The sequence below is a fragment of the Trichocoleus sp. DQ-A1 genome (genome assembly GCF_039961955.1).
GTDB lineage: Bacteria > Cyanobacteriota > Cyanobacteriia > Cyanobacteriales > FACHB-T130 > FACHB-T130.
This window is the reverse complement of record NZ_JAMPKE010000001.1, coordinates 1-24341: the sequence shown is the minus strand read 5'-3', so window position 1 is coordinate 24341 and position 24341 is coordinate 1. Positions and strand designations below refer to the sequence as shown.

Here is a 24341-nt window from a genome sequence, read left to right as displayed (position 1 = left end):
GTTAGCGTAAGCGCATAGATAGACTTTGCTTGAATCGCGGCGAATCCTATTCTTTATAGATTTATTACTTGATTTTGGATGCATTTTCTAGCCAATGCTCTTGATCGGGACTATCTTTAGCGACGACTAAATAGTGGTGTTCCAAACGTTCAATGACTAAGACTTTTTCATTGCGACGCGGGAGAACCGTTGCCCAATCAGGTAAAGTGGCGCTGATGGTGACAAGATTTCGCGCTGAATCGATGACATCTACCTGACCAATTTTGCCTCTGTGTTTATGGGGAATAAAGGCAGAACTTACCGTACCGAAACAACCAATTAAGCGATCGCTACTGGCATCTTCCCCAAAGGCAGCAAAGATTTTTCCCAGAGGTCGAGAAATCAACCCCCCTAGAAACAAGCTGATTGCCATTGAACTTAATAACACCACTCCCCCTAACCCAAAAAAACGGTAGGGGATGCCACCTGTGAGGCTACCAACCCAAACATTGAGCATCCAGCCGATGACACCCCAGAGGCTAAAGTCAGTTCCTAATAATAGGATGAGCGGCGCTTTGCCAATGCCCAACCATCCCAGTATTTCCAAGGAGTTGAAGTCACCATCCGTGTCGGTGTCTACGTCTATAACATCTACGTCGGTATCTATGTCAGCATCTACGTCGGAGTCTCCTCCACCGGAAACAATCACCAATAGGAATAAAAGGACTCCCATCCCTAGAAACATCCAGTAGGGTAGGTTGGCTGAATTAAACAGCATGAATGCCTAGTGTCCTTAATTGAGTTGAGTTAGAAATTCCATCGTTTCAAGACTTACGCAAGAAAGTCCTTAATAGAGAAGTTCGTCTTTGCGCTTCATCGATTAATTAAGCTGACTGCACTTCGATCATCTCAGAGCGGTATTGGCGATTCAGCTCACTTTTTGGCTCACTTTTTAGCTCAGTCCGCCTGAAGCTGAAACTCTAGGTTTCACCAAATGTAAGTTGTAACCAGCCCAATATGGTTCGCTAAGAATAGTTTTCACCTCTTGACTTTTAAGACAATCGCTACGCAAGTTTTGGATTGTTTGCTTTAAGGGAACCGTATTGATGATAAGCCTCGCTCAAACGGCTGTCTTAAAGTCGTACATTGGGCGATCTGAGATAAAACATCACCAGCCTAGCCGCAATTCCTGAAAAACAAAAAAAACGATAACTTTTTTTTAATTTGTATTTTCTATAAAAAGAATTTAGGGGTTAAATCAAAGTAATTTTATAAATAACATCTCCCTAAAGGAAGATTTTAAGAGCAATAAACTTCACTAAAGGGATAGAGGTCAGCAGCTAAAGCCTGTTTTAGGTTGAAGCAATTATCTTCATCAGGAACGCAAATGTCTGCATCTACCAACAAGTCAGCGCTGGCTTGCTATTTCACAGTGATGCAAATGCCGATGAGGCAGCGCGACTTGCAAGCACTCACTGAAATATTTGATGATTTTGACACAGAGGAGCTGATGCACTTGGAAGCGATCGCTCCCTTAGAGTCAAGCGGAGTTCTGGAACCTTGGGAGGAAACTGGGTGGGCGACACTTACCGAAAGCCAGTATGAGATGGAAGGTGCCTTTGCGTAAAGAAAGCGGCGATGGCAGATGTTTGTTCTCGTGCGGTCAGTTAATCAGAGCTTAAAATTAATATAGATAAGCACTTGAATATTTAGATATAGCTTTTAAGCTTTGATTCAATCTGAGACCTTAGAATTACTCGAATGGCCCCGCCTGTGTCAGCATTTGTCTACCTTTGCTGCCACTAAATTGGGCGCGATCGCTGCCAATCATCTGCAAATCCCAGCGACTCAGCCAGAGAGCCTGCAACTGATCGCCCAAACTCAGGAAGTTTACCAGTTGGAGAATCGTATTTCTCCAGGGTTGAGTTTTGAAGGAATTCAGGATATCGGAGATTCTCTGGAGCGGGCGGAACTTCAAGGAATTTTAGCAGGGGAAGAGTTGCTAGCGATCGCGACCACCCTGGCTGGAGTCAGGCGTCTGCGGCGCATTATTGACGATCAAGAAGACGTGCCAGTGCTGAAGGCGCTGGTTGCCGATATCCGCACCTATCCAGAATTAGAGCAGGAAATTAACCACTGTATCGATGAGCGGGGAGATGTAGCAGATAGGGCAAGTGCCAAACTTGGCGGAATTCGCATCCAACTGCGACAGCTGCGCTCTCGCATTCATCAGATATTACAGGGGATTTTGCAGCGCCAAGCTAATGCAGTGCAGGAACAGACGATCAAACAGCGGGGCGATCGCTTCGTGATCCCCGTCAAAGCACCGCAAAAAGACGCCATCCCCGGCATCGTCCACGACACTTCCGGTAGCGGCGCGACGCTATTTATCGAACCGAACGCGATCGTGCAATTGGGAAATCAATTGCGGCAGGTACGGCGTCAAGAACAAGTGGAAGAGGAAGCCATCCGCCAAGCGTTGACGGTACAAGTGGCAGCCGTGAAGCCAGATTTAGAGCAGTTGTTGGCAGTGGCAACCACTTTGGATTTGGCAACCGCTAGGGCACGATACAGCTATTGGTTAGAAGCGAATCCTCCTAGATTTATCGAACGCACCGCGCCAGAGGGGCAGGGGAACCGGGAAGAGGAGGATGGAGAATCCCCAGCCGAGAATCAAAAATCGAAAATCGAAAATTCGATCACCCTGCGCCAGTTGCGCCATCCTTTATTGGTCTGGCAGCAGCGGCACGAAAACGGGGGTGCAGTCATACCCGTAGATTTACTGATTCAGCCGGAGATTCGGGTCGTAACGATAACAGGGCCGAATACCGGCGGCAAAACTGTTACCCTAAAAACTCTGGGATTAGCCGCACTAATGGCAAAGGTGGGGTTATTTGTTCCGGCGCGGGAGCCGGTAGAATTGCCTTGGTTTGATTTGGTGCTGGCAGATATTGGGGATGAGCAATCTTTAGAGCAGAGTTTATCGACTTTTTCTGGACATATTCGTCGCATCAGCCGAATTACCGAGGGAATGACCCCGAATTCCCTTGTTTTGCTAGATGAAGTGGGAGCGGGAACCGATCCGGCAGAAGGGAGTGCTTTAGCGATCGCGCTTTTACAATATCTGGCAGACCATGCCAATCTCAGCATTGCAACCACTCACTTCGGCGAACTCAAAGCGCTCAAATATGAAGACGAACGCTTTGAAAATGCCTCGGTAGAATTTGACGATCGAACCCTCAGCCCCACTTATCGCCTGTTGTGGGGAATTCCAGGACGTTCTAACGCCCTGACGATTGCGCGACGCTTGGGATTGAAGGGGGAAATTGTCGAACAAGCGCAAACTTATGTGGGTGGCGCTTCAGAAGACATCAACCAAGTGATTGCTGGACTGGAAGCCCAACGGCGCAATCAAGAAACTAAAGCCCAAGAAGCCAGTCAGTTGTTGCAGCAAGCAGAGCGTTTTTATCAGGAGGTGTCGAGAAAAGCCGCCGCTTTGCAGGAACGGGAACAGCAGCTCAAACTGTCCCAGGAACGCGCTGTGCAGGAAGCCCTGATTCAAGCCAAAGGAGAAATCGCCCAAGTCATTCGGCGGTTACAGCAAGGTCCAGCTACCGCTCAAGATGCCCAAAGTGCAACCAACGCCTTGAATGAAATTGCCGAACGTCATCTGTTGCCCTCGCCGCCCCCCAAACCCAAGCCGGGATTTAAACCAAAAACAGGCGATCGCGTCCGGATTCCCCGCCTAGGACAAACCGCCGAAGTGCTGAGCAATCCCGACGCAGAGGGTCAGATGAGCGTGCGATTTGGGTTAATGAAAATGACCGTCTCCCTCGAAGATATCGAATCTTTGGACGGTCAAAAACCCGATCCCATCGCCAAAGCCAAACCGGCGGCGACTCCAAAAGAGCCACCCGCACCTCCCAAACCACAACCGACAATTCGCACCTCCAAAAATACCGTCGATATTCGGGGGAGTCGAGTGCCGGATGCCGAGATGGCATTAGAGAAAGCGATCGCGCAAGCAATGGATGCAGGCTGTTTGTGGATTATCCACGGAAAGGGAACCGGAAGGCTGCGAGACGGGGTTCACGAATTCTTGAAACAGCATCCTCTCATCGAGCGTTTTGAATTAGCTGGCACCCCAGAAGGTGGCACGGGGGTCACAATCGCCTATATTAAGTAGCGAATTACTAATGGCGAATTGTTTAAAAACAGTCAGCCATTCGCCATGAGCGACGACAGGAAACTTACTTAAAACCGCGATAGTCTGGTTTCAAGACTCGTAACGGCGAAGTTATTACCAGTTGCGTCACCTAAGCTAAAAATATGCCCTCCATCGTGAAGACACCAACGACGCCAACCCCCCGCTGGGAGGATTTACCCCTTGCTTCCGCGCCAGATCCCGTACAGTTGGACAATATCAAAGCCCAACTGGATTTAATTTTATTGGCGCTCGAAGCATTGGCAGGCATCGGTTCCGACGCGATACTCCAAGCCGCAGCTCAATTGAATTTAGAGTCAATGGTGGCAGATCGGGTGGCTTTGTGGCGATTGCGCCAGTCTAACCCCATGCGGAAGAGTTCGGGAGGGCGGAAGAAGTTAGATGTGGAGGAAGCGCGATCGCTTGTTTTAATCGTCTGTCACCTTGCCGGACAGCAGCAAGAGCTAATCCGACGTGCCGTTGCCTTGCTCGAACAGCTAGCCGAGCAAAACCGGGAACCCCACGAAGCTTCTTTACTAGGAGATTATCTTGATGCCTTCAGCAACACTTACCAGGAACGCATGGAGGAAGAAGACAATGTATCGTCCGACGCTTTGAGCCACTTGGCCTTGAAACTTCTGATCGATCTCCTGTTCTACAGTAGCCCCAATGGTCATCGGCGTCTCTGGTTAGCACTTTTGGATCGCGCCCGCTAGCAATTCACACTTAGCAATTAGCAATCCTCTGAATTAGCAAAATGGTTTTGCGACGCTTTACACCCCCCACCTGCACGTTGGAAATCCAGGCGAAAGATTCGCCCCTGTCTCGCTGGGCAGGACAACCCGTGCTGAAGCATCTACGATTTGAGCTAAGCTTTGACGATCCGCGACAGCCAGAAGATCGACGAGTGACGATCCGCGGAAATCGCGCTCAATTAGAAAGCCTTTGCGAAGCCGTTAGCGTTTACGTGCAGGACTTCCTTCAGCAATCCCCGCGATCGCAGCCGGTGGCGCATCAAATGCCCGTAGGCGAGCCGATGATGGCTGCTGCTGCCCCCGCCCAAGCGGCAACCATTCTTTCGCCGCCTGAATCCTCCACTCCTCAAACCTTTGTCCCTTACATACAACCGAGGGGACTTTTGTCCCACGACCTATTTTTGGGGCATTTGGCGACGGAAGAAACGGGACCTGTCGTAACGCTGAGTGCGCTGCAACTGTTCGACTTAGCCACGGCTTTGGATGAATACAATGCTGAACTGGTGGCATTGCCGACCCTGAACCGTACCCAGTGGTTGAAAAATCCGCCCATCTGGACTCGGACGGCAGCCATCTTTCTGTTGGGGGTGGGGATAACAGCAGCCACGCTGAAGCTATTGCAGCCTAGTCCCACTATCATCTCTTCTGCACCGGCACCTACACCCTTACCCAGTACCCCGGCACCAGTGCCCGGTACCGAGGTGTTGCCGGTTCCGACAACACCGCCAACGACGGGAGTGCCGACGCCTCCTGCTTTGTCTTCCCCATCGCCGACTCCGACGGGGTCTCCTTCGTCAATTTTGTTATCTCCGGCTCCTGTAACCACGCCGACACCTTTCAGTGCCAGAAGCCCAGGGGTCGTCGTTGTTCCTCGGAATCCGCCTGGAAATTCCAGCCCCGTTTTCAGCAATCTGCCCCCGATTCAACAACGTTCTGCTCCAGAGGGAAGAGCCATTTTCCAGCCCCCTCCTCCCAGGAACTTCCCGCCCATCCCCAAACCCCCGGCTGAACAGCCAAAATCGGCGATTCGCAATAATCTCCCGTTCGAGCCGATCCCCAGTAGCGGTGGAGTGACAGCGCCGCGAATCGGGCAATCGGGTTCTGCTCCTGGTTCCATCGCCTCAAGTTCTGAGGGTGCAAACCAGTCTGCATCCCCCAATGCCCCCGGTATTCCTGCCGCGCCTCCCCCGCTTCCCAATCTGCCGTCGCTTGCCAGCCTTCCTGCTGAAAGCTCGGCTCCGAATAACAGCGAACTGAGTCCCGGTGCGACTCGCGGCAGCGTTGCCCCACCGGCAGCGAAACGCGGCAGCGAATCTGGAAGCGATCGCGCCCAAACCAGTAGCGATCGCGCCCAGAATGACCGGCTATTTGACACGATTCCTCAAGTCGCACAAGTGCGGGACTATTTCCAACAGCAATGGAAACCGCCCGCCGATCTGACACAGCCGCTGCAATACTATCTCCGGCTCAATCCGGATGGCTCCATCGAGCGCATTCGCCCCCTAGGAGAACTGTCAGTCAAGTATATTGACCGTACCGGGATGCCAGTACCAGGGAAACCGTTTGTTTCTCCCATCGAAGGCGAGCGCAACGCCCACATCCGGGTAGTTCTTGGCCCCGATGGCAAAGTGGAAACGTTTCAGGAACCTTAAGTGGGTTGTCGATCGAGAAAAATCGAATGCTTGAGAAACCGGGTTTTAAAAAACCCGGTTTTTTTCTAGCAAATTAATCTAGCAATTCTCGATCAGATGCCCTAGTGGGGCTTAGACATTTTCTGGCTCCTGAAGGGGCTGAAAAGCTTTCAGAACAAGGGAAAGAGGTCAACAACATAAAAACGCCTGAAACCCTAGTAAATACTAGATTTATTCCCATTTGAGCTGAAAGCATTTCTCTATCTCGATTTGAAGCCATTTTTGCCTCAGTTTTTGTCTAAGTCCCGCTAGGGTTTAACCCCACCCCTGCCCCATACACTGGAAGACTTCTCCCCACACCCCTCCAAGTGAAAACCGCACTATATAAATTTGCTGACATAGCAGAAGATTTTTAAAGCCTGAAAATTCAGGCTTTAGTTCAGATTTTCTGGAGTTTCCGGCGTTAATCCCCAAAAATAACTAATTTTTAGGTGGCAGTGCAGAGAGAAATTAAGCAACAATAAATCCATCTATTGATAGATGAATCGCCCTATGAGAGAAGAACGTCTTGAAGCCTATCTCAATCTGATCCAAGTGCTACTCAGTTCCTCTAGTGGCGAGGAAATGGAGATTTTGCAGACGAATCAAGCGCTCATTGATGCCGGGTTGGTGCAGACAATGGAAGCCGTAGCCGCAATGCTGGCAGAACGGGGCGATGGAGAAGCGGCAGAGTGGTTGCGGAATGTTGCAGCGCCAATGGTTACAGAAATGGGCAACTCATCATCGACACCCAGTGTCGTCAAGCAGATTCCCGAATCGCCTCTGCAATTCTTAACGGAGGTATTGCAAGCAACCGCAGATAGTAATGGCGATCGCAAAGTAGTGTATCCGCTGTTACAAGCAAATCTCGCTCAACTGAATGAGAAACTGGCTGAGATATTGCATAGTTGGGCAATGACAATTCTGCCGCAAGTTGAACCCCAAGAAGCAAAATTCATTGCGGCTACAATTGGCGGATTCAGCAACCTGATGGCGCAATTTCCGCTGGGAGACAAGGCGAAAAACTTAGAGATTGCCATCACCGGCTACGAGATCGTGGTTACAGTTTTTACCCGCGAAGCCAGTCCCAACGAGTGGGCAACGACGCAAAATAATCTCGGCAATGCCTACCGCAATCGGATACAGGACGATTTGGCTGACGAAGATAGATGGGCAGTACGTGCCGATCATCTAGAAAGAGCGATCGCGTGTTACGAACAGGCATTGCAAATCTATACCCGCAAAGCCTTTCCCCAAGATTGGGCAATGACGCAAAATAATCTCGGAAATGCTTACCGCGACCGAATACAGGGCGATCGCGCTGGTAATCTAGAACGAGCGATCGCGTGTTACAAGCAAGCATTGGAAATCTACACCCGCGAAGCAAGTCCCGACGAATGGGCGACTATCCAAAATAATTTAGCGCTGGCTTCCGAAAATTGCGAAGCATCTAACGTGCCAATTTAAACCGTAGGAGAAGGGCAGGCACAGAGTAGGGACGGTGAGATTCCGCCTCTATCGCCCTCAAAATTTCTTCACCCAGCGCCAAACCTTCGTGAGGAAAGTCTCTAGCCACAGCATCGCCTTATCCAGCCATTCCAGTAAATACTCTAGGGGGTGCTTGACGTATCCAGCGGGAGTTACCTCAGCCTCGATCCAGTCTGGCGAATGGGTGGCAAAGCTTGTGCGATTGCTTTGCGCGATCGCTGGCGCTAGAGTTGGAAGCGCCCCTTCGGTTTCCCCCCTTGGCGTCTGGAAAGCAGGCGTTTTGGTAGTTTTGCCGTCTTTTTTGCGGGATTTTTTGGTTGTAGAAGGAGTTGGTTTTGGACGCGCTGCCATTTGCTCAGGCGCAGGAGTTTTGCGGGGCATCAAAATCGTCTGCTTGAAACTCAGGCGAAGCTTAATCGACCTCCAAACAGAATTCTCAGCAGGCATCTCCGGCTGGTTGGCTCCGGGGAGGGCAGTCCGGGTCTTCTTACCCGGCAGATGAGCTGAGGGTCGTTCTTTGCCTGCCACCCTTGGTAGAGGGCGATTAGGGGCGGTTGGCGTTGACTGCTTGCTGGCGGCGGGTGCATCTGGCTTCCCGAATAAATCATTCATGGTTAGCCAGGGATCTGCAACGCCTGTTGTGGTTAATTCTGGATGGTTGCGTTGAGCCGATGCTAAAGAGGTAGAAGCGCCACCGGATATCTGATTCGTTTGGCTGTGGGGATCGGAATCGATTTCTGGGGTTGATTCCCAGGGTAATTTCCCATTGTGCCTGCCAAAAAAGTAGTCAATTGCTGCCTGAATCAGTCCTTGGATATTATTGTGTGCTTGGGCGTCTGTAACATCGGGAGACGCCGGTTGTCGCATCGGCTGGGTGAATACAGCTTGTATCCGTTGTAAAGGCGATCGCTCATTTGCTTCTATTTCCCCAGCATGGGGTGTCAGCTTTGCCAAAAAGTCTTTTTGCCGGACTTCGATTGCAACCATCGTCCGATCGAGGAAGATTAATGGCTGAAGAAGTAGGGAGGAAGAAGGATGAAGGGCTTTGCTGTTTCCGAAGGGTGGAAGACTTCCGATGTTCTCTCTAGAGGCGTTCAATCGCGTTTCAATTTCCTCTTCTCTGGTATCTTGCCACCGCACCAGCATTGATTCTTGGAAGAGATTGGCAGCGATCGCAACCGGCCCTTTTTGCACCCAAGCGATCGCTCCCCAGAAGAGACGCACGGGGGGTAACAGATGGCGCTGATTGACAGGAAGGTGCAATTGTGCTGCAATTCCTTTGGCCAACGCCTGCGCTAACCGCCACTGACGCCAGTAGTTTGCCAATTCCCAACGAATTCGCTGTTGTAATGTTTGCTGTTGTTCAGGGGTAAGAATATCTAAAATTTGATTCTCGGTGGTGACGAGTACCACGGAACGGGTAGCGAGTTGCGTAGCGACTCCCCGAACCACAATTTGATTTTGTAGCGCCGCTGCCAAGGATTTTCCGTTGCTTATTCCCGCCGCTGCTTTAGGCTGTAGCGTTTGCACGACAACAGTTTCCGGAAGATTGAGCGGGCGAAGAATCAAATTTGAGGAGCTAGAAGGACTCCCACTCGCACCGTTATGATTGAAAAATTTGAATCCAAAATATGTTGTAGAGACGCGATTAATCGCATCTGCAACTTGGTTGAAAAACCCCGTGTTACTAGAAGCTACCACAGAATTTGCAGCCGGATTTAACAGCAATTCTGATTCTTCCTGACCCGCGATCGCAAGTAGCACTTGCTGAATTGGCGTGTCTGTTGGTGGCGGGGTTGGCGGCTTTTTAGGACGTGCCCGGTCTTTTTTCTCAGAATGTAATTGAGGTTTCTCTTGCGTCGCTTGTTGTAACTGACGCCCCGCTAATTGAGAAGTTTGAGCCAGCAAGTACACCGGATAGAGGAGAATTTGCGCTCCCCAAACCGCTGCGACTTTCAGATTTCGCACAGCGCGATCGCTCTCATCCTTCAACTGGCGAGATTTTCGGGAGAGGAAATTAAATAATTTGCTTTTATACCGACCATTGGGAGGGGAGGACATTTTGCGAAATGCTAAATGTTAATTGCTAATTGCTAAAAATAGTAGATGCCCTGATTTTATCGAAAAGATGACCGATTCCAAGACACCTTTTGTAACGCCCTCATGCAGCCTCCTGAGCGAAGCGATTGAGAAACTCTCTGCAATGACTCAGGTTAACGTTCAGACCTGCTGGCGCTACTGTACCGCAGACCTGACAGCAGATACCGTTCGCCAATCTGATTTCGGGGATGATTGGTCATCTGCGGAGTTAAATGCGAGGGGACATATTGCTTGGCAAGCGGGACAAAAGGTGTTGTGGCTTAGTCAAAAATTCATTGTTCCCCAATATTTACAAGGTTATGCTTTATCGGGGTTGGCGTTGCGGCTGGTGTTAACTTGGTGGGCAGAAGACGCGCAAATTTTTGTCAATGGCGTCAAAGTGCAAGCGGGAGACTTATTTGATTGCTCAACAAGGGTACTGCTGAGTCCGTCTGTTACGCCGGGTGAGGAGATTACCGTTGCTTTGCGCCTGGTAAGTCCCGGACATGATGATGGGGCGTTAGTGCGATCGCGCTGCATATACGAATTTACCACCGACGATCGGATTGAACCCGGTTTTGTGGCTGACGAGTTAGCTGTCTTACAACGGTATTTAAAAACCTTTGAACCGGAAAAACTGGATATCTTGGCAGATGCTGTAGCTGAGATTGAGTGGACAGCGCTGCCTGATGGACAAAAGTTTGAGCGATCGCTTTCCACCCTCCGTCAAACTCTGCTGGACACTCTAGGGTCAACAGAATCTAAAATCCAACATCTAAAATCTAAAATCTGTTTGCTCGGTCATGCTCACTTAGACTTAGCTTGGCTATGGCCTGTCAGCGACACCTGGGAAGCTGCTCAACGCACTTTTGAATCGGTTCTCAAACTCCTGCAAGAATTTCCCAACCTGACCTTCTGCCATTCCACACCCGCACTTTATGCTTGGATTGAGCAACATCGCCCGGATTTATTCGCCGCCATTCAACAACAAGTTGCGGCTGGACGCTGGGAAGTTGTAGGCGGAATGTGGGTGGAACCGGAACTAAATATTATTAATGGCGAATCGATTATCCGCCAGTTGCTCTATGGTCAGCGTTACGTCTTAGAAAAATTTGGGCAATTAAGTACAGTCGCCTGGTTGCCAGATAGTTTTGGCTTTTGTGCCACGCTGCCCCAATTTCTGAAATCTGCCGGGATTGAATACTTTGTCACCCAAAAATTGCGCTGGAACGATACCACCAAGTTTCCCTATGAAACATTTTGGTGGCGATCGCTTGATGGTTCCCAAATCTTCAGCCTGATGTCTGCTCCGATTGGTGAAGGCATTGACCCGATGAAGATGGCGTCTTATGCCTGTGATTGGGAAACCCAAACCAGTTTAAAAGAGAGTCTTTGGCTTCCAGGTGTGGGGGATCATGGCGGTGGCCCTACCCGCGATATGTTGGAAGTCGCCCATCGTTGGGAAAAATCCCCCTTCTTTCCTCGTTTAGAATTCACGACATCTGAGCGTTATTTGCAGCAGATTAGCACTCCGAATCCCAACTCAACACCCTTCCCGGTTTGGGACGATGAACTCTATCTAGAATTCCATCGGGGTTGCTACACCACTCACGCCGATCAAAAGCGCTTTCAGCGTTGCAGTGAAGGCTTACTATACCAAGCAGAACTTTTTGCTTCCTTGGCGAGTATCAGCATCGGTGCGCCTTATCCCAAGCAAGAGCTGGAATCTGCCTGGAAAAAGGTGCTATTTAACCAATTTCACGATATTCTCCCTGGTTCCTCCATTCCCCAAGTCTTTGTAGATGCGAATCAGGCTTGGCAAGAGGTAGAACAGGTGGGTGCGGAAATAGTACAGCAAGCGTTAAGGGCGATCGCAACTTCTATTGCCCTTCCCCCACCGCCGCAACCAGACGCCCTCCCAGTTATCGTCTTCAACTCCCTGAACTGGCAACGCTCGGAAGTCGTTACCGTCCCCTTACCGGCATCTGCACATCACTGGCAAATTTACGACTTAGAAGGGAAACTACTACCATCCCAGCTTTCTGAAGGCACGACGCTGTTATTTCTTGCCGAAAATACCCCATCGGTGGGTTATCGCCTCTTCTGGCTATGTCCTCAAAACCTAGATCCTCAAGCCGAATTACCCTCAAAAAGGCAACAATACGGGCATCCTAGCACTAGCTTTCCGGATTCTAATGCGACTAATCCAGATAATATCAGATATAGGGGAAAAAATTGCATCGTAGAAAATGACTTACTGCGGGTAATCGTTGATTCTCAAACAGGCGATTTAAGCAGTGTTTTTGACAAAATTAATCATCGAGAGATCCTCTCTCAAGTCGGAGGAAATCAACTCCAAGCCTTCCAAGATAGCGGTCAATATTGGGATGCTTGGAACATTGACCCCAACTATGCCCAACACCCCTTACCTCCCACCCAGCTAAAGTCAATTGAATGGGTAGAACAGGGGACAGTACAAACCCGTCTGCGCGTTGTGCGACAGCTAGGCGAGTCGAAATTTTGCCAAGATTACGTGCTGCAAGCAGATTCGCCGCTACTGAAAATCATTACGACTGTAGACTGGCAAGAACGCCACGTACTTGTAAAAGCCGCTTTTCCGCTTACCTTGACGGCAGATTCTGCCACCTACGAAATTCCCTGCGGCGCGATTGTGCGAAGCACACGCGACGCTAACGGGCGTTCTACTCAGCCTCAAACCCCCGCAGCAACCGCCAAATGGGAAGTTCCTGCCTTGCATTGGGCAGATTTAAGTGAAAATGACTATGGCATCAGCTTGCTGAATGATTGTAAATACGGTTACGATGCCCAACCCTCACAATTACGCCTTACCCTGTTACGAAGTTCTACTTGGCCCGATCCAGAAGCAGACCGAGGTTGGCATCAATTCACCTATGCCCTCTATCCTCATCAAGGTAGCTGGCAGTCAGCGCATACTGTGCGCCGAGGCTATGAGCTAAATTTACCGCTACAAGTGATGCTGCTGCCATCGGTAGGCGAACAGAATTCGTCCTTACCCCCCGTTGGTCAATTGTTAGACTTGCAAGCTGAGAATCTGATTTTAATCGCGTTGAAGCAGTCAGAAGATAGCTTGCAGCAGTGGATTTTGCGCTGTTATGAGTGCCACGGGGAAGAGGCACAGATGCAGCTGAATAGCGATTTGGATTTAGCGATCGCGCACCCGGTGGATCTGTTAGAACGCCCCATTGAGGCACCGGAAATGTTTGCTCCTGGAAAAATTGCTAGCATCCAGCCTTGGAAAATCGCTAGTTTTGTAGTGAAACGAACAGACGGCTGAGAAAATAAGCTGATGAGCAACCAAATACCGCCAGTTCTCGATAAAATTTTGAGCCATGACAGTACACCCGATGCTGTCTTTTCTGCCTTAGTGCCAGCTTTGGGTGAAGTCTTGCAGTGCGATCGCGTTTTTCTCTACCTGCGCGATCCCCATACCTCCATCGGTAAAGTTCCTTACTGCTGGCGTCGCACTCAAGAATATCCCAACATTCTTGACGCTGACTGGAAGAAAGAACCAGAATCTTTGCCAAAAGAAGATCCGCTTTTTGCTGCGGCACTGCATACACAACCTTCTGTCTTTGTCGAAGATGTAGAGACAGCGAATCCGGAAGTCGTTAACAAAGCTTTTGAACAAAAAGAATTTGGACATCGAGCATTAGTTCACGCTCACCTGTGCAAAGATAATTTGTTGTGGGGAATTCTGCAACCTTGTATCTTTGGTCAGCCTAGAGTATGGACGCCGGAAGACCGCTCTATTATGACCACAGTTACAGAGAAATTAACACCCCTTGCTGTTGCCTATATATTGGCAGCGAAGTCTTCCATAGCTGCGAAGGGATAAATTCTCTAGATACTAACACCGAAATGTAGAGACAAGGTTTATCGCGCCGCTACTAAATATTGCTTGTCTCCATATCTGAATATAAATGAACCTGAATGTAGGGGTGTAGAATTCTACACCCCTACTCTTTACCTAGGTTCCTTACCTCGGTATATAATTGCCAAAATTGTTACACTTGCACAACTCATAAAACTAATTAAGTTTCCATACATTAAAACCAAATCGTTTCGATAATACCCATAGAGAACCCCATTAAGCTGAATAAAATTAAAACCGAGAAAAGTAATTAAAGACAAATTTTTAGAACTCTTAGTTTGAACAATCCTTAAGGCTTGTGGAATAAATAAGCTGGCGTTAAACACCATACCCAACCCAAAAAACAAGGTGACAATATCTTTCATATAGATACAAACTAAAGGTGATAAAAAAATGCAAATTAAAAGTTTTTAAGATAATCTAGCAATACCAAATTACCAAACCGCTCCGTTACTCATTTTCTACTTGTTGTCTCTGCCATTGCTTCAAAACTTCAAAAGCATTAAAGCCTCTATATTGCAAGTAATTTAATAGCTTGGCTTTGGTTTTTTGGTCGATAATTTGAAAATCATCAATTTTATACTTTCGCATGATCTTTGTTTTTAAACCATCCAGATCGTCTGTTTCCTCACTTCCCTCTGCTTCGATTTGTTCGTTCCAAACTTGCTCGAATACCTCGGAGGAAATCCCTTTTTCCATACATTTGCGCCTTACCATAGATTTCCCATATTTGCCTTGAGAGTAGGCAATCAAGTTGGCGACTAAGCGCGTGTCGGATTGATAGTCTCTCTCTTGCAAATAATTGATAGCCTCGGAGATTTCGTTTGGCTCAAACCCCTTTAATTGTCCTTTCTTTAAAAGTTCGTAAGCACTGTAATCTCGGCGGGAGATCAGGCGAAAAAAATAGTCAGCGCAACTCATTTATCAAACAGTTATTATGTTTATTGATTTTAACACATACAAAAGTTTAATTGTTGTATGGCAGTCTAGAATAATGTATGTTCAAAATATATTTTTAGGCACAAATACCCAAAAAATAATTATTTAAAGAATGAAATAAATTGTTAAGATTTGCCTTAAAATAATCAATGCGAATCGCAAAAAGCCAGCTTTTATACTCAATTCGATTCAACTGGCTTCGAAAAAATTATTCCTTGGATAAATTGCTGCATTTGTTCATAATGCGTGCCTTTCCAATAAACACGATCGCATTCACGACAGCGGCTAAATTCATCAATAGATTGTTGGATATTGGGTGGCACTTGGTCAAGAATCGATTCCTTATCCACAGGTTCTAATAAACCATTGCAACGCAAACATCGTTGCAATGGTTTGACGAATTCAATTAGAGCAAAGCGTCCCATTATCTCGCCCACCTGTCGCTCTGGATTAGTTTCTCTGACATAATATCCATGTGTTACCAAACTACGCATCAATAGACCCTTATCGCGAGTCAAGAGAATTCGTTCTTCAGACGCCGAAATTTGGGCTAACTCTAGATCGTCATAGTCATTTCGATACAGGGTATCAAAACCCAACATTCGTAAAGATGTTGCTAGTTTCCCTAAATTAATATCGAGAACGAAACGAGGAAATTTTAGCGGTTGAGGACGAACGAGAGAGACGCTAGATGTCTTTTCAGTCGCCGCAGAAATTGGATAAACATGGATGCGATCGCTATCCGTCACAATATAGGAAAAATCGACGGGTTTGCCGTTGACTTCGATATAATCCACTTCCGGATGAGGGACGCCAAAAGATTCGATTGTGTCCTTAATTGAGGCTCGTTCCTCAAAAACATGAGTAATGGTTACGCCCCTCTTTTTCCGTGGCAAGAAATCATTCAATTCTGCGTAAAAATTAAAATCTGCTTTAGCCATATTGAGAAATTAATACACCGTAGTTCAGAACCCCACCTCAACTCTCGTAAATAAAATTTATTCCTTGTCTTCCTCCACTTGCGAGGGAATAGAGGGGGTACGGGGAAGCCAAAATCTTGAAATTCTACTTCCCCATGAAAAAAAGTTTTTCTTTACCTTTCCCCTGCCTGCGGGGGGATAGTTGTAGGTCTTTGCAAATTTTCACAAGTGAGATGCTTGCGATCGCTGGTTGCCCTCTTGTGGCAACTCAATTTGTTGTAGTATATTTGTAGTACGTTTAAACAAGTGGTCGAGTTCTTGAAGCCACTGGAGAATTCATCAAAGTAATCAGAGCGTTCCTAAACATCTGCGGGGATACGCTCCAGCTTTGTAATGCAAGGAGTCAAATTATGGATGCAACTCAACCAGCCATCTTGAATATTATTGTGCATCTGCGCTCTTGTAATGAGCCATTTCTCCTACGTTATAACGGGCAACCCCCACGCTGGAGCGATGAATCTCTGCATCGGGAAGCTTACGAACAAAATCCAGAATTGTATGCGCTTTTAGCTCTCATCACTCATGTTACAACGGGGCAGCGCCTGCGGATTTTGTTTCAGTTGCTGCAACGCTCTCGTGTGGGGATGTCGAAAGAAGCACGTCAAACAAGCGATCGCGTCATTAATTTCTTGTTGGCAATTTTGCACCCCGACCAAGTTTTGACCGTCTTTTTAGCACTGCGACGGGTACGAGCGAATCACAAACATACCGCGAGGGCGATTCTCCAGTACATCCTCAATCATCCCCAATTTGAGGATATGGCTTTGCGCCGTCGTCCTGCGGTTGTGGATGCGATTGAACACGCGCTGGGGAAGAATGTGGCGAGGGGTTCTGTGAAAAAGCTGTCGGATGCAACGGTTGATAAAAGCGATTTGCGCCGCTATCTGTTGCGTTATGCCCATCATCCAGAATCGGTGAAAGCAATTCTACCTTTTCTGTATCATTCTCCTCTGGGAACAGGTTTAATGCCTGCGGAAGGCGAAGTTAAATATACTCTCGTTCATCAACAATATCGTCAATTTGAGGTACAAACAGAGCGTCCCAAGACAGTAACGGCAACCAATCGCGGTGATATTTCCGCAACCTTGGTGCATTTGTATCGGGGTGGAAAATCGCCGGAATTAATGTCAGCTTTGCAGCATTATGTCGAACAAGCTGCGGTAAACCTGCCAAAATTTTCAGGTCAAATGGCTTTAGTGTTGGATGCGTCTGCTTCGACAAGAAGTTATGGCGATCGCGAATACTGTTCTCTAGCGCAGTCAGTCGCCCTGAAATTGGTACTCGAAAAATGCTGCGCGAACCTCAAAGTCCATACACTTGGGGGAGTTGGCGAATTACCCATGCCAGAAGGTTACACCGACTTGGCAGGTGCTTTACTGGATGCTTTAGAAGACTCACCCGATTTAGTCGCCATTGTCTCTGATGGTTATGAAAATATGTATCCGGGAGACTTGGAAAGAGTCGTCGCCACCTTGCCGCAATTGGGTATTCATACCCCAATTGTCTTCTGTCATAGCAAGTTTACGGCGTCGGATGACTTGGAATTGAGACGACCTGCGGCTAATCTCCTCCAAAGAGAATTCTGGCATCAAGACGATTTTGAAGACTTACTAAATTCGCTATTTGCAATCGCGGGTGCAAAGCAAACCGAAGCTTCTTTGCAGGAATTCCTCCGCCAAAAACTCACATTCCAAGAAAAGGAGTTAGCCACATGGACTACCAGCAATTAGAGTTATTTATTCCCAACAAAGTCGATCTCTCTCCTTATCATTTTGGAATTCCTCAACAGTCTGGAGCCTTGACTGTTGTCCCTATCTTCAGCCCAGATTGTCCGGGTCAATTTACCAGTCCCCTGTCTGGGTTGAAACTCAGTCGAGTTCACGGCTATGGAAATGTAGAACTCCATAATCCATCAACGGGCGTGGCAATCGTTCCCTTGCACATGGGTTATATCCAAGACCAAGCCCAAAATCATGCTTTGTGTCGGTCAGCATTTATTGCTGCGGGACAGAAACTCATGTTTAAAGATGCCTGCTGCGTGCAATCCGGTCAAGGCGGTTATTTGGAAGGTCGAGAACAATGGTTCTTCATTCTTCCCCTGCAATTGCGCTTTCAAGCATTGAAACTCCGGGGTCAGGAAGACTACAGCAAACTCTGGAAAGAAATTGAGCGTCTAAATCAGCGGTTTGATTTACCTCAACGCGGTCACTTAGAGCAAATTCTCAGTAAAAAACGCACCTTTCTGACGCAATATCAAAGCCGATTTGAATTGCTTCCCCAGCAAACCGGGGCGTTGTTCTTGATTCGGAATCAGTTAGTTGGCGTGGAAATTGCTCCCACGGCGGCTTACTTCCGGGAAGTGTGGATGCCTCTGGTTTGCTTCTGCTATGGTGTGGCGGCGATGTATACCCAAAAGCACGTAAAAGCAAGCGACAAACCCGTGCTTCCTTTTGCAGCCAGCAATCTGCAAGAACTGCGCCAGCAGTTGCACAAAAGCCGTCAGGAAAAACAGTTACAAGTCAGCAATTGGCTAAGTCAAACACCCGCAGAAAGATTTCAGCTCAAAGAAGAAGAACGCTTCTTGAGTCTGCGGCTGCATACCTGTAAAGGGAAAAACTTTGCGGGTCAGTTGGTCGAAGAGTCTGGACAACTGGTGTATGCTTCCTTGTTTGCTTTAGCAATTGAATCAAGCCAACGCTTGACAGAATAGAGAAGCACTGAGTTGTCAATTCGCTCAATTTGTACTACAATACATTACAGTTGGAACTGAGTTAGGCATTGGTGTTTACTTGATGATTCCAAGTCATGGTTAAGAAACGCCACCGCGCTAACCGCTTGTCCAACTGTAATTTCCTGCCATATCTAAACTTTATACAGAAAATTTAACCCCCTTCCCGGTCCGGGAAGGGGGTATTATTATGTCCTTTGCACCGCTCAAGACTCTCTGGGATTGGGTAGCCTGAGATATCCTTTCCGCCAAAACAAAATCCCACAACTGATTACCAAGGCGACAGTCACGACAGGCAACCAAATCGCCAGGATGGATAAAATAATCGCACCCCCTGCTTCCAGGGTGGAAACCACCCCATTACCGAATCCTCCGGTGAGTGCGGTTGAAGAAAAGCGAACCATACCCGTCAAGGCTTGCACGATACCCGCCGAACCTCCACCCGCAATCACGGCGATTGTCCACTGAACTAAAGGATCGTCGTGGGGAAAGATGGCAGCAGTCAAGAATGTGCCGACTGCGATCGCAGTTGGTGTAGAAACGATATCCAGCAAATTATCTATCCACGGAATGTAATAAGCGGCAATTTCAACACAAGTCGCTATAGCAAATGTCAGCAACGCTGGATAAGTTCCCATCCACTCAAAATTCGGTGCCAGTGGCAGATGTCCAAAAAGTGCTGCCATGCTCATCACTAGCGGCGGGACAAAAATCCGAAAGCCACAAGCCGCACTCAAACCAATGCCAATTGCAATGCTTAATAATGTATCCATACTACTCAAATTCAATCATTCGATAGGGTTGCTCTCGCCAAATCTGCTTCAATCACCTTGGCCTCTTTCAAGTTGACCCCACTCAGGTTCGTTCCACTCAAATCTGCGCCTCTTAAGTCGGCAAGTTCTAAATTTGCTCCCCTTAAATCGGCTTCACTGAGGTTCGCTTCACTCAAGAAAGCTTTCCTCAAATTTGCCCCTCGTAAATCTGCCAGCCGCAAGTTAGCCTTCGCTAGATTGGTTCTCGTTAGGTTAGCTGCACTCAGATTTGCTTCGCTCAAATTCGCTTCACTCAAATCTGCCTCACTTAAGTCCGCTTTACTTAGGTTTGCTCTGCTTAAGTTCGCTAAATTCAGTTTTGCCCAACTCAGGTTAGCTTCGCTCAATAAGCACTCACAAAGCCAAGCATCTCTCAAGTTAGCATTGATAAAATACCTTTCTCCGGCTGCATAACGCCGCTTCAGATCATCAGCAGCAAATTTGATTAAAATGGCACTTTTGTCTTCACAATAGCACCATTGCGCTCCGACTAATTTAGCCGCCGTGTTGACAGCTAATTCGTCTTTTTTAGGCAATACCACCCCATTACAACCATCCCATTCACCGCCGAGAATAAAAGCAATTTCTTGGGCAGCATATAAGGAGTCGAATAAGAGCATATCTTGCGTTACCCGGCCTCCAGAACTACTAATCCGGTTGCTGGAGAATGATAATAAATTTCGGATTAAGTCTTTCATCCGGTGTTTTAAGCAATTTTATTCAAGGGGCATTCAAATCGATAAAACTTTTGTATATCCTTTAATTACCCTAGCTAACACAACCGGAGCGGACATCAATCAATAGACATATTCAGATTTAAGAATGTGAGATAGTTTCATTCCAGTTGTTCCCCCCGTTGTTATCCCAATGATTTCCATCGGTGAAAGCAAAATTTAAAGTAGTTCCTACCGGAGGGACAGAGAGTGTTGTCTCCCAGAATCCATCCTCTCGCTGGATCATCAGGTTGTCAGTAACTCGCTGCCAATTATCGTATCCCCAGTGTAATTTGACTTGTTCTGAATTTGTCAATAACCCTTTGTAATAAATCCTTAAAGCTAACCCTTGTTTTGCATTAGCTTCGTTATAATCTACCGCTTTGCCTTGATGCGGTTTAGATGAATTGACGACATAGCGCTGATAAACAATCTCCGGCATATCCATTACTTTGCCAGTATAATTTGATGCCAGCAACGTGATGTATTCTCCCATCGACCAGGAAAGGGGAGTCATTGATTTAGTGGGAGTTCCGGGAATATAACCAGAGGGTGCATTGAGATCCCAAACTTGCTCGGAAATCATGTAAGAAGGATTGGCAAAGGCACGCATTGTTGCCAGGTAAGAGTCTGCTTTGTTACCACGTGCGATCGCAAAGTGACCGCGTTCTCCGGTGAAAATAGGCCACAAACGCCCGATTCCCGCACCTGTATAATCTGCACCTGTTGATGTTTCTCCATAACCGTCGTGATTGTAGCGAAACCAACCCTCTCCTTTGCCAGGAATTGTTTGTTTGATGGTTGAATCAATCGCCGGAAGGGAGGAGAGAATATAGGGATTATTTGCAGCTTTTACTCCATGACGCACCAATTCTAAAAAGCTGCTATCAACGATAGAACGTTCATCCCGATCGCCGCCACCGTTGCCAATGTGTAAAATGTGTCCGTCATTGGGATTTCCATTATCATCAATGCGTTCAAAATATTTGCCATTGCCAATCGAACCGCTAGTCGTAAACGTCCAGTTTTCTACCATACCTTGCCAGTAGTCTGCTGTTGTCAAATAGCGTTTCTCGCTGGTTGTGTCACCGTTAACTTTAGCGATATCTGCGGCACAAACTAAACCCGCAATTTCCGCAGCAATCGTGCTGGGAGAATAGCCTGGGTTTTCTTCCCAACGTTCTTGTCCCGTAACTGGCCCATTTTTCACAATATAATCAGCAGCTGGCTTGATGTGTTTGATATAGGTGTCTGCATCCGTACGACCAAGTTTCCACGCCAAGATAATTGGGAAGGCCGTCTCGTCCATTTGAATGCCATTCCAGTAAGGGGTTCCATCTGCAAAGGCATTCTGGAGAAAATGTCCATCTGGTTGTTGCAAAGTGCTTAGCAACCAATCCAAGGCTTTTTTGGGGGTAGCGGTGTCACCTGCAACCATTAAGGCGCTGGCAAATTTATACAAGTCACGAGGCCAAATCAGGTGGTAGCCGCCTGACATTTCGATGCCGGATGGAGTGCAAATTGAGTAGTTAGAGTTCCCCCACGGATTCCCCAAACCTGCAACCATTGCACCCGATGCTTTGTCAGTCGCTGCCTTCAGTACCATTGCCGCAACATAATACTGAGTATCTGCGGTGCCGCCAAAGGTATTTAAATGATTGGTGTAGCTGTTCCATTGCGCGTTGTAAGCGGACAGCATTGTAGAGAAATTATCTTTTAGGGTTCCTGCGGTTTCTGCTTCAGCGTTTTTGTCGCTGTTGCCAAAGCCAAGTACCAGGTTAAAAGTGACTGATTTCTGGTTGGCATAAGGACTGAGATCGAACATTGCCATCTGTGCAATGTTGCCATTGGTTGCCTTCTCATAAGTCCAGTTCATCGTATTATCAACTTCACCGCCTTTGAGGTCTTGCCAGCCGTCGCTGTGTCCGACGAATGCAGAAGACATCATCCCGCTTTTAAAAGCCAGAGAACTGGCCAATGCCGATGCTTGATTGCTAGTGGAATTTTTAGCAATCAGCATTTGAATATTTTTGTAAGTAGTGCTGTAACCTGTAGTGGCTTTTCCGTTATTGTCAATAGCTGGATGATACAAAGTATAAAGATTAAAATTATCCAGCGTTCCACTGAGTGCGGTAAATGTTATCTGCTGAATTAAAGTATTGCGATTAGGGTCGGTGAAAATTGTCTTGTCGATTTGGTATTTGCCGTTTTTCGCTGTATTAGTAATCTTCCAAGAAAGCGATCGCGTATTATTCAAACTAACCTGGCTGATAGTATCCTGCTTCTCTTCATCAACCCAAGTTTTTGCCGTATCCCCTACTAAAAACTGCCAGTCTACTGTCGCTGCTTTGTCAGTCGAAGGATAAAATATCTGGCTAATGATGCCATTGAAACCTGTGAACCACACTTTTGAAGTTGGGTTTTGGGCAGTACCCAGAAAGGTGAGGGTTGAAGGCGACCAAGCTGGACAAGTGCCGGGATGACCAAAGGCTTCCTGTTGGGTCATGGCACCTAGAAAAGAAACTTTACTTTCTAGGATAAAAGTTGTTAACAAAATGACAATAATGGCACTTGCAAACCAATAAATTCTTTTCAATTAATTCGCCTTGAGAACTGGGTGAAGTTGACTTGATTAGTCGAATATAGCAATCTTATTTGATTGTTTGGCGAACCGCCTTAGCGAAGCCATGCGCGTTAGCGCTTTAGGCGCAGAGGGCGCAGAGAGAAGAGGTATAGAGAGAATTTAGAAGTTAAACAAATATTGATAGGAAATAAATTAAAGGGTGCGGGTTTATTCGCATCGATAGTTTCTGGCGATCGCTCGGAAATCATACCAAGGCGGTAAGCATTCAAAAATGCCCGTCGATAGGATGAAATTGCAAAGAGCAACAGCTAAGAAACTTTATGTTAGTTCACATCATCGCTGATTACGGCTTTGGCGATCTCGCCTTTGCGGAAGTAGTGCAGCGTATCAGGTTCTATCTACCGGATGCTGAGCCAATACTCACCCCCGTGCCTGCTTTTGCCACCCTGGCTGCTGGCTTCTGTATCGCCCAGTTAGGTTTGAATGAAGCCCCGGCTGGAACAATCATTTACCACAACGTTGCGCCCCGCGAAGATGATGAACAGGCGCGTGTCGGGAATGCCGGTGAACGTCTGGCTTTCGCACGCCTCTCGACGGGTGTGCGGGTGATCGGAGTTAATGCTGGCTATGCCTTCTCCTTTGTCCGCGATGTAGCAGAATTGAGCTGGGCTGCTGTTGCTGCGGAAGGTTCGCAGTTTCGTTCTCGTGACTTGTTTCCGCAAGCGGCGGCGGCGATCGCGTTGGGACAACCAGATGCGCTAGGGGATAAGATTGAGCCTTCGGATATCCCCGATGTGCCGTCGAATCGAATTGCCTATATTGACGGCTATGGCAACTTAAAAACAACGATTCAATATGATGCGAGTAATGGCAGCGATCGCGCGAATATCCGTTTGCGGATCGGTGACATCGAGCAAGAAGCGACAATGAGCGATGGCAGCTTTGCCGTTGAACCCGGACAATTAGCCTTCGCACCGGGTAGCAGTGGTTGGACAAATGCCCAAGGCGAAGAAACACGCTGGATCGAACTGTTCTTACGCGGTGGCAATGCCTGGGAGTCCTTCAAGCGTCCGTCAGTGGGCACGCAGATAGAGATTATCTGACAATTTTTCTGGGATTGGGCAAATAATCCCATTGAAACCTCTCCCTAGCCCTCTCCTAAAAGGAGAAGGAATCGGAATAAATGTTTTTTATTTTTACGGGCAATAGGGGAGTTGATAGCCCCTCTCCGCTTGCGGGGAGGGGTTGGGGTGGGGTTCCGGATGCTGAGGAATTATGTCTAATTCGCCGGACATAATCTTAACCAAGAAGTTCTATTCAACCTCAACCCTCAGCCCTCAGTCCTCAGCCCTCAGCCCTCAGTCCTCACTCCTCCGCCCAATGTGGTAGTGCTAAAGAAGTAATGATGCATTGTAATGATGGATGAAGTACCAAATTGCGCCAAGGTGATTCTCTAATGACTTTGAAAACGACAGGGTTTTGCGGACTAATCGAGAA

The 24341-nt window shown here is 47.6% G+C and carries 17 protein-coding genes and 1 pseudogene; 10 read left to right on the top strand and 8 right to left on the bottom strand.

The genetic code is table 11. From position 1 onward, the window contains the following. Window positions 1-64 precede the first annotated feature (64 nt). Window positions 65-757 carry an OB-fold-containig protein gene (locus tag NDI33_RS00090; RefSeq protein WP_190678028.1) on the bottom strand — a complete coding sequence of 231 codons (693 nt, stop codon included), beginning with the start codon at window positions 755-757 and terminating at the stop codon, window positions 65-67. A gap of 609 nt (window positions 758-1366) precedes the next feature. Between NDI33_RS00090 and NDI33_RS00085 the strand changes: the two genes are divergently transcribed. The 5 genes from NDI33_RS00085 (at window position 1367) to NDI33_RS00065 (ending at window position 8075) form a co-directional block, all read left to right on the top strand. Continuing rightward, the gene (locus NDI33_RS00085) at window positions 1367-1606 is read left to right on the top strand and encodes a hypothetical protein (protein WP_190678024.1); all 240 of its coding nucleotides are present in this window, start codon (window positions 1367-1369) and stop codon (window positions 1604-1606) included. A gap of 102 nt (window positions 1607-1708) precedes the next feature. After that, window positions 1709-4165: an endonuclease MutS2 gene (locus tag NDI33_RS00080; RefSeq protein ID WP_190678021.1), complete on the top strand. Its 2457-nt coding sequence runs from the start codon at window positions 1709-1711 to the stop codon at window positions 4163-4165. A gap of 143 nt (window positions 4166-4308) precedes the next feature. Then, window positions 4309-4899 carry a DUF3038 domain-containing protein gene (locus NDI33_RS00075; RefSeq protein WP_190536439.1) on the top strand — a complete coding sequence of 197 codons (591 nt, stop codon included), beginning with the start codon at window positions 4309-4311 and terminating at the stop codon, window positions 4897-4899. Window positions 4900-4940: 41 nt separating this feature from the next. Next, window positions 4941-6590 carry a DUF4335 domain-containing protein gene (locus NDI33_RS00070; RefSeq protein ID WP_190678018.1) on the top strand — a complete coding sequence of 550 codons (1650 nt, stop codon included), beginning with the start codon at window positions 4941-4943 and terminating at the stop codon, window positions 6588-6590. 531 nt (window positions 6591-7121) lie between these two features. Beyond that, on the top strand, window positions 7122-8075 hold the full coding sequence (locus NDI33_RS00065; RefSeq protein WP_348245608.1) for a tetratricopeptide repeat protein: 954 nt from the start codon (window positions 7122-7124) through the stop codon (window positions 8073-8075). A gap of 57 nt (window positions 8076-8132) precedes the next feature. On the opposite strand, the gene NDI33_RS00060 is transcribed toward NDI33_RS00065, so the two are convergent. Next, a complete protein-coding gene (locus NDI33_RS00060; RefSeq protein WP_190678013.1) occupies window positions 8133-10157 on the bottom strand; it encodes a hypothetical protein in 2025 nt (674 codons plus the stop codon). A gap of 67 nt (window positions 10158-10224) precedes the next feature. Between NDI33_RS00060 and NDI33_RS00055 the strand changes: the two genes are divergently transcribed. Together NDI33_RS00055 and NDI33_RS00050 are read left to right on the top strand one after the other, a co-directional pair. Next, a complete protein-coding gene (locus NDI33_RS00055; protein ID WP_190678010.1) occupies window positions 10225-13491 on the top strand; it encodes an alpha-mannosidase in 3267 nt (1088 codons plus the stop codon). Window positions 13492-13503: 12 nt separating this feature from the next. Next, window positions 13504-14052 (top strand): GAF domain-containing protein, encoded by a 549-nt coding sequence (locus NDI33_RS00050; RefSeq protein WP_190437237.1) that lies wholly within the window; start codon window positions 13504-13506, stop codon window positions 14050-14052. Window positions 14053-14538: 486 nt separating this feature from the next. Here NDI33_RS00050 and NDI33_RS00045 read toward each other — a convergent pair whose 3' ends face one another. After that, a complete protein-coding gene (locus tag NDI33_RS00045; RefSeq protein ID WP_190437231.1) occupies window positions 14539-15009 on the bottom strand; it encodes a regulatory protein RecX in 471 nt (156 codons plus the stop codon). A gap of 197 nt (window positions 15010-15206) precedes the next feature. After that, the gene (locus tag NDI33_RS00040) at window positions 15207-15968 is read right to left on the bottom strand and encodes a Mut7-C RNAse domain-containing protein (protein ID WP_190437229.1); all 762 of its coding nucleotides are present in this window, start codon (window positions 15966-15968) and stop codon (window positions 15207-15209) included. Window positions 15969-16357: 389 nt separating this feature from the next. On the opposite strand from NDI33_RS00040, the gene NDI33_RS00035 reads away from it, so the two are divergent. Together NDI33_RS00035 and NDI33_RS00030 are read left to right on the top strand one after the other, a co-directional pair. Further along, the gene (locus tag NDI33_RS00035; protein ID WP_190678007.1) at window positions 16358-17737 is read left to right on the top strand and encodes a VWA domain-containing protein; all 1380 of its coding nucleotides are present in this window, start codon (window positions 16358-16360) and stop codon (window positions 17735-17737) included. Next, window positions 17719-18717, top strand: a complete 999-nt coding sequence (locus NDI33_RS00030; RefSeq protein ID WP_190678004.1) for a DUF6569 family protein — start codon at window positions 17719-17721, stop codon at window positions 18715-18717. Before NDI33_RS00035 ends, NDI33_RS00030 begins: the two co-directional genes overlap by 19 nt. 224 nt (window positions 18718-18941) lie before the next feature. Here the strand turns inward: NDI33_RS00030 and NDI33_RS00025 are convergent, their stop codons facing one another. The 3 genes from NDI33_RS00025 to NDI33_RS00015 form a co-directional block, all read right to left on the bottom strand. After that, the gene (locus NDI33_RS00025; protein WP_190678001.1) at window positions 18942-19508 is read right to left on the bottom strand and encodes a DUF4126 domain-containing protein; all 567 of its coding nucleotides are present in this window, start codon (window positions 19506-19508) and stop codon (window positions 18942-18944) included. Window positions 19509-19519: 11 nt separating this feature from the next. Further along, window positions 19520-20245: a pentapeptide repeat-containing protein gene (locus NDI33_RS00020; protein WP_190677998.1), complete on the bottom strand. Its 726-nt coding sequence runs from the start codon at window positions 20243-20245 to the stop codon at window positions 19520-19522. 118 nt (window positions 20246-20363) lie between these two features. Next, window positions 20364-22856: a glycoside hydrolase family 15 protein gene (locus NDI33_RS00015; protein WP_190677995.1), complete on the bottom strand. Its 2493-nt coding sequence runs from the start codon at window positions 22854-22856 to the stop codon at window positions 20364-20366. Between the two features lie 308 nt (window positions 22857-23164). On the opposite strand from NDI33_RS00015, the gene NDI33_RS00010 reads away from it, so the two are divergent. Continuing rightward, entirely contained in the window at window positions 23165-23947 is a 783-nt protein-coding gene (locus tag NDI33_RS00010) for an SAM-dependent chlorinase/fluorinase (RefSeq protein WP_190677992.1), read from the top strand. 288 nt (window positions 23948-24235) lie between these two features. On the opposite strand, the pseudogene NDI33_RS00005 reads toward NDI33_RS00010, so the two are convergent. Continuing rightward, window positions 24236-24341 (bottom strand): annotated as a pseudogene (locus tag NDI33_RS00005) (IS1 family transposase); the annotation flags it as partial.

Excerpts from the sequence above, each read along its gene's own strand:
- NDI33_RS00040 (WP_190437229.1), bottom strand. The coding sequence starts at position 15,968 with ATGGCTAAAGCAGATTTTAATTTTTACGCAGAATTGAATGATTTCTTG.
- NDI33_RS00075 (WP_190536439.1), top strand. The coding sequence starts at position 4,309 with ATGCCCTCCATCGTGAAGACACCAACGACGCCAACCCCCCGCTGGGAG.
- NDI33_RS00055 (WP_190678010.1), top strand. The coding sequence starts at position 10,225 with ATGACCGATTCCAAGACACCTTTTGTAACGCCCTCATGCAGCCTCCTG.
- NDI33_RS00085 (WP_190678024.1), top strand. The coding sequence starts at position 1,367 with ATGTCTGCATCTACCAACAAGTCAGCGCTGGCTTGCTATTTCACAGTG.
- NDI33_RS00090 (WP_190678028.1), bottom strand. The coding sequence starts at position 757 with ATGCTGTTTAATTCAGCCAACCTACCCTACTGGATGTTTCTAGGGATG.
- NDI33_RS00025 (WP_190678001.1), bottom strand. The coding sequence starts at position 19,508 with ATGGATACATTATTAAGCATTGCAATTGGCATTGGTTTGAGTGCGGCT.
- NDI33_RS00050 (WP_190437237.1), top strand. The coding sequence starts at position 13,504 with ATGAGCAACCAAATACCGCCAGTTCTCGATAAAATTTTGAGCCATGAC.
- NDI33_RS00060 (WP_190678013.1), bottom strand. The coding sequence starts at position 10,157 with ATGTCCTCCCCTCCCAATGGTCGGTATAAAAGCAAATTATTTAATTTC.
- NDI33_RS00045 (WP_190437231.1), bottom strand. The coding sequence starts at position 15,009 with ATGAGTTGCGCTGACTATTTTTTTCGCCTGATCTCCCGCCGAGATTAC.
- NDI33_RS00030 (WP_190678004.1), top strand. The coding sequence starts at position 17,719 with ATGGACTACCAGCAATTAGAGTTATTTATTCCCAACAAAGTCGATCTC.
- NDI33_RS00010 (WP_190677992.1), top strand. The coding sequence starts at position 23,165 with ATGTTAGTTCACATCATCGCTGATTACGGCTTTGGCGATCTCGCCTTT.
- NDI33_RS00035 (WP_190678007.1), top strand. The coding sequence starts at position 16,358 with ATGGATGCAACTCAACCAGCCATCTTGAATATTATTGTGCATCTGCGC.
- NDI33_RS00070 (WP_190678018.1), top strand. The coding sequence starts at position 4,941 with ATGGTTTTGCGACGCTTTACACCCCCCACCTGCACGTTGGAAATCCAG.
- NDI33_RS00065 (WP_348245608.1), top strand. The coding sequence starts at position 7,122 with ATGAGAGAAGAACGTCTTGAAGCCTATCTCAATCTGATCCAAGTGCTA.
- NDI33_RS00020 (WP_190677998.1), bottom strand. The coding sequence starts at position 20,245 with ATGAAAGACTTAATCCGAAATTTATTATCATTCTCCAGCAACCGGATT.